The sequence below is a fragment of the Isoptericola sp. Y581 genome (assembly GCF_059445475.1).
In genome coordinates, this window is the sequence record NZ_JCAIUK010000001.1 from 635,981 (window position 1) to 649,076 (window position 13,096).

The following is a 13,096-nucleotide window of genomic DNA, read 5'->3' on the forward strand; positions in this document are numbered from 1 at the left end:
GTCTGGTCGTGCGGGGCTGGTCGCGCGGGATCTGCCCGGGCCGAGGCTGCCCCCAGGGTGGCGCCGTCCACACCCCGGGCGGCGCGCGCGACGCGGCGGGACCTGCTGCGGCACCCTGCGGGCATGACGACACGCGCCCTCACCCCCGCCATGGCCGCGATCGGTGTGGCGGCCCAGGTGGTCGGGGGGTGGCTCCGCGACCTCGGCCGCCTCGTCGTGCCGGTCTCCTGCCCCGGCTGCGGGCTGCCCGACGTGCGCTGGTGTGGGCGGTGCGCCGCGCTCCTGTCGTCGGCACCTCGGCGGGTCGAGGGGTCGGCGCCCCGCCTCGACCGGCTCGACGGTGTGCCGCCCCTGCCCGTGTGGGCGCTGGCGACGTACGCCGGCGCGGTGCGGGAGGTAGTGGTCGCGTGGAAGGACCGCGGCCGTGTCGACCTGGACGGGCTGCTCGGCCCGCCGGCGCGGAGTGCCGCCCGGAGCATGGCCGGCCCGGTCGCGGCGGCGTGCCGTGCCGGGCCCGTGCTGGTCGTGCCGGCGCCGTCCACGGCGGCGGCGACCCGGGCGCGGGGTCGCGAGCACGTGCGGGTGCTCGCGCGCGCTGTCGCCCACGGCCTGCGGGACGGCGGCGTCCCTGCCGTCGTGGCGCCCGCCCTCGCCCGCCGCGGCCGCGGTCGCGACCAGGTGGGGCTCGGCGCGCGCGACAGGGCCCGGAACCTCTCCGGCGCTGTGGTCGTGCGACCCCGGGTCCTGGCCCGGGCGACCCCCGCAGGGGCCGGTCCGGCGTGCGTCCTGGTGGACGACGTGGTGACCACCGGCGCCACGCTCGCGGCCGCCGAACGCGCGCTCGAGGCGGCCGGCGCCGACGTCGTCGGCGCGCTGGTGGTGGCCGCGACACCACCGCCCGGAACCGTCACGAGACCTGCGCGAGAACTCACGTCACCGCGCACCTCGTCATCGGTGTCCCAGGGGGGCGCGCGGGGTTAACCTGGGGGTTCCCACGCGGGCGAGGTGCCTCGGCGGAGATCCGGGGCGAGGAGTCCGTACGACCCATGAGCGGTCCGGACCGAGGGTCCGGCGACCCGGGAGGTGGTGCCGTACAAGGCGCCCCACGGGGTGCCCCGACCAGAACTCGGGCCGCTCGCGAGGGTGGCCTCACGACGAAGTGGAGCAAACACGATGGAGATCGTCGTCGTCGGCAGGCACACGGAGGTGGCGGACCGGTTCCGCCGTCACGTGGAGGACAAGCTGAGCAAGGTCACCCAGCTCGCACCGGCCGCCCGTCGGGTGGATGTGGAGGTGACGCGCGAGAACAACCCGCGGCTCTCCGAGGTCCGGGAGCGGGTGGAGCTCACCGTCCGTGACAAGGGGCCGGTGATCCGTGCGGAGGCCGCAGCGGACGACCGGTTCGGAGCCCTCGACATGGCGTTGGACAAGCTCACGGAACGGTTGCGCCGAGCGCGCGACCGCCGCAAGGACCACCGCCGCCGCGCGAACGGCGTCCTCCCGTCCGTCGACGTCCGCCCCTACGACGCGGTCGCGGCCGAGCCCGCCACGCAGGCGGCGCCCGTCGCTCTCGCCGAGCCCGGCGACGCGGTCGAGCAGCAGCTCGGCGACTCGCCGGTGGTCATCCGGCGCAAGCTCCACCACGCGGAGCCGATGACCGTCGACGACGCGGTCTACCAGATGGAGATGGTGGGTCACGACTTCTTCCTCTTCATCGACAAGGAGACCGCGCGCCCCTCGGCCGTCTACCGGCGCAGGGGCTGGACGTACGGCGTGATCGAGCTGGACTCGACCGTCGGGGGAGTGGAGCCGGTGACCGAGCTGACGTGACGTCATAGCTCGCTGGTCGAGCATGTCGAGACCTTCGTCGGTCGAGCTTGTCGAGACCACGGTGCGGCCGAGCTGGTCGGGACTTTCTCCGCGGGGACGCGTTCACGGGCGCCCTCCACTTCGGGAGTGATACGTCCCCGCGGAGCAAGTCCTCATCGGGTCTCGGCAGGCTCGACCCGCGAGGAGCTGTCGGTGGTGGCGGGCACGATGCTCGGGTGGACTCCCTCTCGCTCGCGCAGGCCCGCCGCGTCGCACTCGGGGCCCAGGGCCTGCATCGGCCGCGGCCCGGTACTCCGAGGGGCTTGGCCGACGGCGCCGCTGCTGCTGGTGCTGCTGCCGGTGCTGACGGCGGCGTGACGATGCGGCGCGCGATGGCGGCCGTGGAGCGGCTGAACCTGCTGCAGATCGACTCGGTCAACGTGCTGGCGCGCGCTCACCTCGTGCCGCTGTACTCGCGGCTCGGGCCGTACGACGTGGGCCTGCTCGACCGGGCGTCCGGGCGTGCGCCCCGGCGGATCGTCGAGACGTGGGCGCACGTCGCGTCGTTCGTGCCCGCCCAGACGTACCCGCTGCTCGAGTGGCGTCGGCGCAACTACCTGGACGAGGCCTGGGGCACGATCGCCGGCGCGGCTCTCGCGCACGCCGCCGAGCTCGACGTCGTGCGCCACCTCGTCGCCGAGCGCGGGCCCGTGACCGCCCGGGAGATCCACGACGAGCTCGTGGCGGCCGGGCATTCCGGGCCGCGCTCCCGCGAGGAGTGGGGCTGGAACTGGACGATGGCCAAGCGTTGCCTCGAGTTCCTGTTCTTCACGGGCGAGGTCATGTCGGCGCGCCGCAACTCCGCGTTCGAGCGCTGCTACGACCTGCCCGAGCGGGTGCTGCCGCCCGCCGTCCGGGCCCAGGCGCCCGTGCCCGACGACGACGCCGTGCGCCGGCTGCTCGAGCTCGGCGCCCGCGCGCACGGCGTGGGCACCCTGCGCTGCTTCGCCGACTACTTCCGCCTGCGCGGCCCGGCGGTCCGCCGCGCCCACGCCGAGCTGGTCGAGGAGGGCACGCTGGTGCCCGTCGAGGTCCGTGGCTGGGACGAGCGCACCTACCGGCACCGGGACGCGTCGCTCCCGCGCCGGGCCGAGGCGTGCACGCTGCTCAGCCCGTTCGACCCGCTCGTGTGGGAGCGGCGGCGCCTCGAGGCGCTCTTCGACGTCTACTACCGGATCGAGATCTACGTGCCGGCGCCGAAGCGGGTGCTCGGCTACTACGCGCTGCCGTTCCTCGAGGGGGACGCGATCACGGCGTTCGTCGACCTCAAGGCGGACCGCCAGGCCGGCGTGCTGCGCGTCCAGGCGGCCCACCCCACCGCCCACGCGGGCCCGGACACCGCCGCCGCCCTCGGCGCGGAGCTCGACGTCCTCGCGGGCTGGCTCGGCCTGGAGGCCACGGCGGTGGCTCCCTTCGGGGTGCTGGCGCCCGCCCTGGAAGGCGCGCTGCGTGCCGCCTGAACCTGCTGGGCGCCCGGCGCCCTCGTAGGATCGCCGCGACACCCGTCCAGAGCAGGTCGGGCCCGAGCCCGTCAGGAAGCAGATCAGGAGCGCCGATGCCCACGGCAGTGCTGTACCTTGCCGCCGCGCTGGTCGGCGGCCTGGGGGCGACGCTCGTGCGGCTGCCGCCGCTGGTCGGCTTCCTCGCCGCCGGCTTCGTGCTCGGGGCGTCGGGTGCCGCCGAGCTGCCCGGGCTGGAGATGGTCGCTGAGCTCGGGGTGGCGCTGCTGCTGTTCGCGATCGGGCTGAAGCTCGACGCCCGGTCCCTGCTGCGCCCGGAGGTCTGGCTCACCACGGTGGTGCACCTGGTCCTGAGCGTCGCGGTGGCGGTCGGGTTCCTCGGGCTGCTGGCCGTGGTGGGGCTCGGCATGCTCGCCGACGAGTCGCTCGGGTCGTTGGCGCTGGTCGGCCTCGCGCTGTCGTTCTCGTCGACGGTGTTCGTCGTCAAGGTGCTCGAGGACCGGTCGGACACCACGGCGCTCTACGGGCGCATCGCCGTGGGCGTGCTCGTGGTGCAGGACGTCGTCGCGGTGGTCTTCCTCGCGGTGTCGACGGGGGAGCCGCCCAGCCCGTGGGCGCTCGCGCTGGTCGCGCTCGTGCCCGCCGCATGGCTGCTGCGCCGGGTGTGGGACCGTGCCGGGCACGGCGAGCTGCAGGCGCTGTTCGGGGCGTTCGTCGCCCTGGTGCCCGGCTTCTGGCTGTTCGAGGTCGTCGGACTGTCGGGGGACCTGGGGGCGCTGGTCATGGGGGCGCTGCTCGCCGGGCACCCGCGGGCCACGGAGCTCTCCCGCTCCCTGTTGACGGTCAAGGACCTCGCGCTGGTGGCGTTCTTCCTCCAGATCGGGCTGCACGGCATCCCCGGCGGCTTCGACGTCGCCCTCGCGGCGCTGCTCCTGCTGATGCTGCCGCTACAGGTCGCGGTGTACGCCATGCTCTTGTGGCTCATGCGCCTGCGGCGGCGTACGTCGTTCCTCGCCGGCCTCGCGCTGGGCAACTTCTCCGAGTTCGGCATCATCGTGGTCGCGTTCGGCGCCTCCGCCGGGCTGCTCGACGAGGAGTGGACCGTGATCGTGTCGCTGGCCGTCGCGGGGAGCTTCGTCATCTCCTCGGTGGTCAACCGTCGCGGCGTCGAGCTCGCCTCCCGGCTGACCGGTCTGCTGCCCCGACGCGACGTCGCGCGGCTGCATCCCGACGACCGGCCCGTGGACGTGGGCGAGGCGGACGCCGTGGTGCTGGGCCTCGGCCGGGTCGGCTCGGCGACCTACCGCCGGTTGCGCGACGCGTACGGGCTCACGGTGATCGGCGTGGAGCACGACCGGACCCGCGTGCAGACGCTGCGCGCGGAGGACGTCGACGTGATCTCCGCGGATGCGACGGACACCGAGTTCTGGGCGCGGGTCAAGCACGCCGGCCGGGTGCGGCTGGCCGTGCTCGCGATGCCGTTCCACAACGCGAACCTCATCGCCCTCTCGCGCCTGCGTGCGGCGGGGTTCGACGGCCGGGTGGCGGCGATCGCCCGGTTCGACGAGGACGTGGCCGAGCTGCGCCGGCACGGCGCGGACGCCGTGTTCCACCTGTACGGCGCTGCGGGGGCGGAGCTGGCCGACCGGGCGGTGAGCGATCTCGCCCCCGGGCGCGGGGCCGGGCCGGCGGCCGGGACCGGGGCCGACCCGGGCCCTTGACCGTTCGTCCGTCGCGAACCCGCGCCGGGATCTCATGTACTCGGCCTAGGATGGACCGGGTGTGACCGTGTGACCCAGGCGACGGCGCGGACGAGTGATGATCAGTGCGCCAGCCGTTGTTCGTCGCTGCACGTCGCACCGCTCGGTCCCGGCCATCCCCGGGGCGCCACCGACCCTGGAGTACTGCGTGCCTGCGATCCTCGAGAAGGTCCTGCGTTTCGGCGAGGGCCGGATCCTCAAGAAGCTCATCAGCCTGGCCGAGCAGGTCAACCGCCTCGAGCCCAGCTTCACGGAGCTCAGCGACGCCGAGCTGCACGAGGAGACGGACCGTTTCAAGGAGCGGCTCGAGCATGGCGCGACGCTCGACGAGCTGCTCCCCGAGGTGTTCGCGGCCGTGCGGGAGGCCGCCCGGCGCACGCTCGGGCAGCGGCACTTCGACGTGCAGCTCATGGGCGGCGCGGCCCTGCACCTCGGCAACATCGCCGAGATGAAGACCGGTGAGGGCAAGACCCTGGTCGCGACGACGGCGGCCTACCTCAACGCCCTCGAGGGCAAGGGCGTGCACGTCATCACCACCAACGACTTCCTCGCCAAGTACCAGGGCGACCTCATGGGCCGCGTCTTCCGATTCCTCGGACTGACCACAGGCGTCATCCTGTCCGGCCAGACGCCCGACGAGCGTCGTCAGCAGTACGCCGCGGACATCACCTACGGCACGAACAACGAGTTCGGCTTCGACTACCTGCGCGACAACATGGCCTGGTCGCCGGACGACCTGGTGCAGCGCGGGCACCACTTCGCCATCGTCGACGAGGTGGACTCCATCCTCATCGACGAGGCCCGCACGCCGCTGATCATCTCCGGCCCGGCGTCGGGCGACGCCAACCGCTGGTACACGGAGTTCGCCAAGGTCGTGCGGCGGCTGACCGTCGACACCGACTACGAGGTGGACGAGAAGAAGAAGACCGTCGGCGTGCTCGAGCCGGGCATCGAGAAGATCGAGGACTACCTCGGCATCGACAACCTGTACGAGTCGCTCAACACCCCGCTCATCGGCTTCCTCAACAACGCCATCAAGGCCAAGGAGCTGTTCAAGCGCGACAAGGACTATGTCGTGCTCAACGGCGAGGTCATGATCGTGGACGAGCACACCGGCCGAATCCTGGCCGGCCGCCGCTACAACGAGGGCATGCACCAGGCCATCGAGGCCAAGGAGGGCGTGCAGATCAAGGCGGAGAATCAGACGCTCGCCACGATCACCCTCCAGAACTACTTCCGGCTGTACGACAAGCTCGCTGGCATGACCGGTACGGCCGAGACCGAGGCCGCGGAGTTCCTGGGCACCTACAAGCTGGGCGTCGTGCCGATCCCGACGAACAAGCCGATGATCCGCATGGACCAGGCCGACCTGGTCTACAAGAACGAGGACGGCAAGTTCGGCGCCGTCGTCGCCGACATCGTCGAGCGGCACGCCAAGGGCCAGCCCGTCCTGGTCGGCACCACGAGCGTCGAGAAGTCCGAGCTGCTGTCGGATCTGCTCAAGCGTGCGGGGGTGCCGCACAGCGTGCTCAACGCGAAGGAGCACGAGCGCGAGGCCGCGGTCGTGGCGCAGGCGGGCCGCAAGGGTGCCGTCACCGTCGCGACCAACATGGCCGGCCGAGGCACCGACATCATGCTCGGCGGCAACGCCGAGTTCACCGCGGTGGCCGCGATGTCCGACCAGGGGCTCGACGCCGCCGAGGACGCGGACGCCTACGAGGCCGCGTGGCCCGACGTCCTGGCCAAGGCCGAGGAGTCGGTGGCGGCCGAGCACATCGAGGTCGTCGAGCTCGGCGGGCTGTACGTGCTGGGCACGGAGCGGCACGAGTCGCGCCGCATCGACAACCAGCTGCGCGGCCGCTCCGGCCGTCAGGGCGACCCCGGCGAGTCGCGGTTCTACCTGTCGATGCAGGACGACCTGATGCGCCTGTTCAACTCCGGCCTGGCGTCCTCGATGATGGACCGCGCCGGGTTCCCGGACGACATGCCGCTCGAGTCGAAGATGGTGACGCGCGGCATCCAGAGCGCGCAGTCGCAGGTCGAGGCACGCAACTTCGAGATCCGCAAGAACGTGCTCAAGTACGACGACGTCCTGGCCCGCCAGCGCTCCGTCATCTACGCCGAGCGCAAGCGCGTGCTCGAGGGCGAGGACCTGCAGGAGCAGGTGCAGCACTTCCTCACCGACGTCATCACGGCCTACGTCGAGGGCGCCACCACCGTGGGCAACCCCGAGTCCTGGGACCTCGACGCGCTGTGGACGGCGCTGAAGTCCGTGTACCCGGTGTCGATCACGCCCGAGGACGTCGTCGAGGAGGCTGGCGGCGTCGGCCGGCTGACCCACGAGATGATCCTCGAGGAGCTGCTGTCGGACGCGCGCGTGGCGTACGAGGCGCGCGAGGAGTCGCTCGGCGAGTCCGCCCTGCGTCAGCTCGAGCGGCGAGTCGTGCTCTCGGTGCTGGACCGCAAGTGGCGCGAGCACCTGTATGAGATGGACTACCTCAAGGAGGGCATCGGGCTGCGCGCGATGGCGCAGCGCGACCCCCTGGTCGAGTACCAGCGCGAGGGTTTCCAGCTCTTCCAGGCCATGACCGAGGCCATCAAGGAGGAGTCGGTCGGCTTCCTGTTCAACCTCGAGGTCCAGGTGCAGCAGCCGGGCGCGGACGGCGGCCCGGTGATCTCCGCCGCGAGCGCCGCCGCCGTCGCCCAGTCCGGCGCCGGCCAGGTGACGGCTGGTGGCGCCGCGGAGGGCGGGCGCCCGGCGACAGGGCCCGTCCCGACTGAGCCGGTCGTCGCCGAGCCCGAGCCCGAGGCGGCGGAGCCCGCCGCAGCTCAGGCGGAGCCGGCGGCGTCCCGGGCCGCTTCCCGGGACGAGGAGCCCGTGCTGCTGGCGAAGGGGCTGGACGCCCCCGCGCCCCAGCGCCTCCAGTACTCGGCGCCGAGCGAGGACGGCTCGGCGTCGGTGGCCGGCAGCGGCACGCGCCGGTCCCGCCGAGACCTGCACGGCGAGGCGACGGCGGCCACCAGCGACGGCCGCACCTTCCCCGGCACGCCGCGCAACGCCCAGTGCCCCTGCGGCTCGGGCAAGAAGTACAAGGTGTGCCACGGCGTCAACGAGTGACCTGATGCCGAGAGAGAGAACCCCCGATCGGGGTCCTCTCTCTCGGCATCAGCCGATCTCGAGGACGGCGACGCGCCAGGCCCCACGGCGCGCCTCCAGCCGGACGGCGGCGGCCCGCACGCGGCCGTCGTCGTCGAGCACCACGGTGGCCTCGGCGACGTCGTCGCCCAGCCGGACGAGGCGCACGCGCCGCACCTGGACCGGGAGGTTGTGCCCGCGAGCGTGCCCGGTGCCGTGCGCGAGCCCGATCCTGGCCCGCTCGGCGAGCTGGTCGCGCACCTGCGGCGTGACCCAGCGGGCGAGGTGCGCGGCAGGGCGCTCACCCCGCAGCACCTCGACGGCGGCACGCACCACCGCGCAGCACTGCGCGGTCGGGTCGGGCAGCAGCTCCGGGGCCTGCTCCCGCAACGGGCGAGGCTCCGCGTCCTCGTCGTCGCCCACGGGCCGCCGCACCCCCGGGGCGCCGACCCGCACGCGCCGCACGCCCGGCCCCGGCCGGGTGTCCGCTGCGGGGTAGCCGGCCGGGCCCTGCGGACGAGGGGTCCCCGTGACGCGCAGTGGCCGAAGCACCCGCGTCTTGTCGCGTCCCACGTCGTCGCGGGCGTCGACGTGCCCGTCCCGGTCGAGGTCGTCGCGCGCGGGGTCCGCGCCAGTGGGCGACGGGGCGTTGCCGGGTGTGGTGGCGATCGGTGTCGTGGCGGTCGGTGCAGGGGTGCTCGTCGCGGTCGTCGTCGTCGCGGTCATGGTGCCCTCCGGTGGGTGCAAGTTCTCGTGGGCCGCGCGCCGTCAGGCGGGGGTGTGCAGGATCTGGCCGGGCAGGATGCGGTCGGGGTCCGCGCCGATGACGTCGCGGTTGGCCTCGTGCCATCGGGTCACCTCGCGCAGGATCTCGGCGTCGGTGGGATCTCCCCCGAGGGCTCGGGACGCGATCTCCCACAGCGTGTCGCCGCGCAGGACGACGTGCGTGTCGTCGTCGGCGTCGTCGTCCGCGCCCTCGGACGTGCCGGCGGCGGTGCGCGTGACCGGAGAGACGGCCACGTCCTCCGCGACGTTTGTCTCGGCGGGCTCGATGGCGGGCGTCGGCTGTTCTGTCGACGTCACCAACGGCTCGGCCGCCGCCGCCGGCACGTCCGCGGCATTCCCGTCGCCGGCATTCCCGTCGCCGGTCGTCCCGGTATCCGTCGTCCCGGTATCCGTCGCTGCGGGGCCGGAGGACGTGGACTGCCACCCGAGGTCCAGCACCACGGAGGCGTCGTCGGTGGCGGGCTGGGTGGGGGAGACGTCGGCCGCGAGCGCGACCGTCGGGGCGAGAGCGAGGCCCGTTCCCACGCCCACCCCGACGGCGGAGCGCACGAGGCGCCGGACGGCGGCGGGGGCGATGCGCTCGACGGCGGCCTCGCCCGCCCGCCACCGGCGTCCGAGCCGCGACGCGACGACGCATCCGAGCGCGATCGCCCCGCTCAGCGCGAGCCATGCCGCGGCGACGAGCCCCGCGGCGAGCACCGCGAGCTCGACCCAGAGATCGACCGGCACCGCGGTGACGCCCCATGCCGAGCGGGGGGCGACGGCGCCGACCCGCAGCAGCAGCGCGGCCGCGGCGACGCCGCCGGTCAGGGTCAGGAGGGCCAGGCGGCCGAGCCCGCTGTGGGGTCGGGGACTGGCACCGCGAGGGATCGCGGAGTGTCGCGCGCCGCGCCGCCGTCGCTCGATGCTGCCGGACATCAGGTCTCCTTCGTCCCCGGCCATCCGCCGTCGATCACTCTCGATGATGTCGTTTGATGGCTGTTGATGTGCTCTGGTCACGTTATTGAAGCGGACTGGTGCCGGGTCTGTCTACCTGGGCATCCTGTGGGCACTGACGTACGTGACGAGGGGGCTGCATGACGGGCATGGGTCCGGCCAGGTGGGAGCTGCTGTTCGCCGATCTCGAGGCGCGGTTCGAGGCGGAGGAGGCCGTGGCGCGGGAGGGCACCGTCGCCGAGCTGACGCGCGCCGAGCAGGCATCGATCCCGCTGGTGGACCGCCTGCGCGCGGCGACCGGCGCGGCGGTGCGGTTCGAGCTGCTGGACGGCGAGGGCGTGGAGGGCCGGCTCGCCCGGGTGGCGCACGCCTGGGTGCTGCTCGACGGGCACGGCGCGCGGGGACGGGTGCAGCACCTTGTGCCGCTGCCGGCCCTGGCGGCCGTCGTCGGGCTGGGGCGCCATGCGACGCCCTCGCGCGCCAGGACCGACGGCCTCGGGCTGGGGCACGTGCTGCGCGGGCTGCAGCGTGACCGGGCCCGCGTGCTGGTGCGTACCGCGGCGGGCGGGGTGACGGGCCGTATCGCCCGGGTCGGGGCCGACCACCTCGACGTCGAGGAGGCCGAGCGGGCGCGGCCCGTCGTGCGGACCGTGCCGTTCACCGCGCTGCTGCGCGTCAGCGAGGCGTGAGGCTCACGCGAGACGGGGACGGCTCGGGGGTCGGACGGTTCAGAGGTCGCCCGACGAGATCCGCTCGCGGGTGCGGGCGTACTGGTGCTCGATGTACTCCTCGAGCTTGCTGGTCTCGACCCGCCACACCTTCTTGGGCCCCACCTGGATGGCGGGCAGCTCGCCCGAGCGCACCAGGGAGTACGCCTGCGTGCTGGAGATGTTGAGCATCTCCTGCACGTCTGCGAGGGAAAGGAACCGGCTGGTCATACGGGCATTCTGACACAGCGATGACCGCTGATGACCCGGTTTGTCCACAGGGGTGGTCGAAAGCACACGAGGGATCCCGGATGATAGGTTCCGGCGCGACGCTGCGCCCTCGATCTTCGAACCTCCGGAGGATGTCCGTGAGCACCGACCCTCTGCCGGCACCCGTGGCCGCCCGGCTGCGCCGCCCCACCTGGCGCGACCCGCGCCTCGTCGTCGGCGTCGTCATCGTCGCGGCCTCCGTGGCCCTCGGTTCCTGGGCGGTCTCGTCCGCCGGGCGCACCGTGCCCGTGTACGCGGCCGACGGCACCCTCACGCCGGGGGAGCCGGTGGACCCGGCGCAGCTGCGCACCGTCGACCTGCGGATCGACTCCGGCACCGAGATGTACCTGCGAGCCGATCAGGAGCTGCCCGACGAGCTCGTGGCGCTGCGTGTGGTCGACGACGGCGAGCTCGTGGCGCGGTCGGCGCTGGGCGACGCCGCGGACGTCGACGTCCGGTCGGTCGCCGTGCCGGTGGACCAGGCGATGTCGGCCCGCGTGGCGGCCGGCGCCGTCGTGGACCTGTGGTCGGCACCCGAGGCGGCCGCGGGCAGGGGGGTCGCGGCAGCGGAGCCGGCGCCGATCGTGAGCGGCGTCGTCGTGGAGCAGGTCGACGAGGCGGGCACGGGGCTCGTGGTGGCGGACGGCGCCACCCTGCACGTGCTGGTCGGCACCGAAGACCTGCCCGCCGTCCTGAGCGCGCTGGCGAGCCCCGGGACCGTCACGGTGGTGCCGCGGGCCGGGACCGGCGTCTGATGGGCGCGAGCGTCACCGTGCTGTGCGCGGTGCGCGGGGCGGCCGAGAGCGACGTCGTCGTCGCGCTGGGGACGCCCGGGTCCGGGGCCACCGTCACGCGCCGCTGCGGTGACGTCGCGGAGCTCCTGGCTGCGGCCGCCGCGGGTGCCGGTGCGGTCGCGCTGATCTCGGCCGACCTGCCGGGACTGGACCGCGAGGTCGTGGGGAGGCTGCACGCGGCCGGGGTGCGCGTGGTCGCGCTCGGCGACGGCGTGCTGCCGACCGCCCGGCTGCACGCCCTCGACGTCGACTCGGTGGTCGAGCGGTACGACGAGGCCGTCGTGCTGGCGGCGGTACGGGACGCCACACCCGTGCGCGCGCCCGCGGGAGCGGCAGGGAGCCCGGCAGCTGCCGACCTCGTGCTGGGCCACGGCGCTGCGCCCGAGCTCGACGGCGACCCGGGCCTCGCCGACGCCCGGATGCTCGACGATGCCGACGATGCCGACGATGCTGCGCCCCGCCGTGGCCGCGTGATCGTGGTGTGGGGCCCCGTCGGCGCACCGGGGCGGACGACGACGGCGATCGAGCTCGCCGCCGCGCTCGGCGGGCTCGGTCCCCGTGCCGGCCGGCGGCACGGCCGGGGGCGCCGCGCCGCCGCCGGGGTGCGGCCGGCGGAGAACGTGCTGCTCGTCGACGCGGACACGTACGGCGCCTCTGTGGCGCCCCGCCTGGGCCTGCTCGACGACGCGCCGGGCCTCGCGGCCGTGTCCCGGGCGGCCGGGCAAGGGATGCTCGACCTGCCCACGCTGGCCAGGCACAGCCCGGTGGTGAGCGGCGGGGTGCGCGTGCTGACCGGGATCACGCGGGCGTCACGGTGGCCCGAGCTGCCCTCGAGCGCCGTCGAGGTGGTGCTGGAGCGCGCCCGTGAGCTCGCGGACTGGACGGTCGTCGACTGCGGCCCGGTGCTCGAGACCGACGAGCTGCTGATGTACGACACGCACGCGCCGCAGCGGAACGCGGCCACCCTGGCCGCGCTGCAGGCGGCGGACGTCGTCGTGGCGGTCGGTGCGGCCGACCCCGTGGGCATCCAGCGGCTCGTGCGTGGCCTCGAGGATCTGCGCGAGGTGCCGGTGCCCGTCGCCGCCGAGCGGGTCGTGGTCGCGAACCGGGTGCGGTCGTCGGCCGTGGGCGCGCAGCCGGAGGCGGCCGTGCGCGACGCGCTCTCCCGCTACGCGGGGGTCGACCACGCGCACCTCGTGCCGGATGACGGCGCGGCGCTCGACGCGGCGTCGCTGGCAGGGCGCACCCTCGCGGAGCACTCGCCCGCCTCGCCGGCCCGCCTCGCGTTCGAGGCGCTCGCCGACTTCGTGCGGGAGTCGGTGGCCGTGCCGGCCACGGCGTCGGCCATGGCGCCGGTCGCGGCGACCTCTTGAGCGAG

Annotated in this window: 11 protein-coding genes; 8 read left to right on the forward strand and 3 right to left on the reverse strand. The window is 74.1% G+C overall.

Annotated features, from left to right (window positions below):
- Positions 1 to 123 precede the first annotated feature (123 nt).
- The 5 genes from AC1C2W_RS02845 (at position 124) to secA (ending at position 8,207) form a co-directional block, all read left to right on the forward strand.
- Entirely contained in the window at positions 124 to 981 is an 858-nt protein-coding gene (locus AC1C2W_RS02845; protein ID WP_495387881.1) for a ComF family protein, read from the forward strand.
- A gap of 192 nt (positions 982 to 1,173) precedes the next feature.
- On the forward strand, positions 1,174 to 1,830 hold the full coding sequence (hpf, locus tag AC1C2W_RS02850) for a ribosome hibernation-promoting factor, HPF/YfiA family (protein ID WP_495387880.1): 657 nt from the start codon (positions 1,174 to 1,176) through the stop codon (positions 1,828 to 1,830).
- 215 nt (positions 1,831 to 2,045) lie between these two features.
- A complete protein-coding gene (locus tag AC1C2W_RS02855; RefSeq protein ID WP_495387879.1) occupies positions 2,046 to 3,329 on the forward strand; it encodes a winged helix-turn-helix domain-containing protein in 1,284 nt (427 codons plus the stop codon).
- Between the two features lie 95 nt (positions 3,330 to 3,424).
- Positions 3,425 to 5,050 (forward strand): cation:proton antiporter domain-containing protein, encoded by a 1,626-nt coding sequence (locus AC1C2W_RS02860; RefSeq protein WP_495387878.1) that lies wholly within the window; start codon positions 3,425 to 3,427, stop codon positions 5,048 to 5,050.
- Positions 5,051 to 5,237: 187 nt separating this feature from the next.
- Positions 5,238 to 8,207: a preprotein translocase subunit SecA gene (gene secA / locus AC1C2W_RS02865; RefSeq protein WP_495412319.1), complete on the forward strand. Its 2,970-nt coding sequence runs from the start codon at positions 5,238 to 5,240 to the stop codon at positions 8,205 to 8,207.
- A gap of 48 nt (positions 8,208 to 8,255) precedes the next feature.
- Here the strand turns inward: secA and AC1C2W_RS02870 are convergent, their stop codons facing one another.
- A complete protein-coding gene (locus AC1C2W_RS02870) occupies positions 8,256 to 8,951 on the reverse strand; it encodes an Rv3235 family protein (protein ID WP_495412320.1) in 696 nt (231 codons plus the stop codon).
- A gap of 42 nt (positions 8,952 to 8,993) precedes the next feature.
- Complete coding sequence (locus AC1C2W_RS02875) at positions 8,994 to 9,929, reverse strand: LysM peptidoglycan-binding domain-containing protein (protein WP_495412321.1); 936 nt, start codon at positions 9,927 to 9,929, stop codon at positions 8,994 to 8,996.
- 158 nt (positions 9,930 to 10,087) lie between these two features.
- Here AC1C2W_RS02875 and AC1C2W_RS02880 point away from each other — a divergent pair, with 158 nt between their 5' ends.
- Positions 10,088 to 10,636, forward strand: coding sequence for a hypothetical protein (locus AC1C2W_RS02880; protein ID WP_495412322.1), 549 nt, complete (start codon positions 10,088 to 10,090; stop codon positions 10,634 to 10,636).
- A gap of 39 nt (positions 10,637 to 10,675) precedes the next feature.
- Here the strand turns inward: AC1C2W_RS02880 and AC1C2W_RS02885 are convergent, their stop codons facing one another.
- Entirely contained in the window at positions 10,676 to 10,885 is a 210-nt protein-coding gene (locus AC1C2W_RS02885) for a helix-turn-helix domain-containing protein (RefSeq protein WP_495387873.1), read from the reverse strand.
- A 131-nt stretch (positions 10,886 to 11,016) separates the two neighbouring features.
- Here AC1C2W_RS02885 and AC1C2W_RS02890 point away from each other — a divergent pair, with 131 nt between their 5' ends.
- Both AC1C2W_RS02890 and AC1C2W_RS02895 read left to right on the forward strand, forming a co-directional pair.
- A complete protein-coding gene (locus tag AC1C2W_RS02890) occupies positions 11,017 to 11,679 on the forward strand; it encodes a hypothetical protein (RefSeq protein WP_495412323.1) in 663 nt (220 codons plus the stop codon).
- Positions 11,679 to 13,091, forward strand: a complete 1,413-nt coding sequence (locus tag AC1C2W_RS02895; RefSeq protein ID WP_495412324.1) for a CpaE/TadZ family protein — start codon at positions 11,679 to 11,681, stop codon at positions 13,089 to 13,091. Before AC1C2W_RS02890 ends, AC1C2W_RS02895 begins: the two co-directional genes overlap by 1 nt.
- The last annotated feature ends 5 nt before the right edge of the window (positions 13,092 to 13,096 follow it).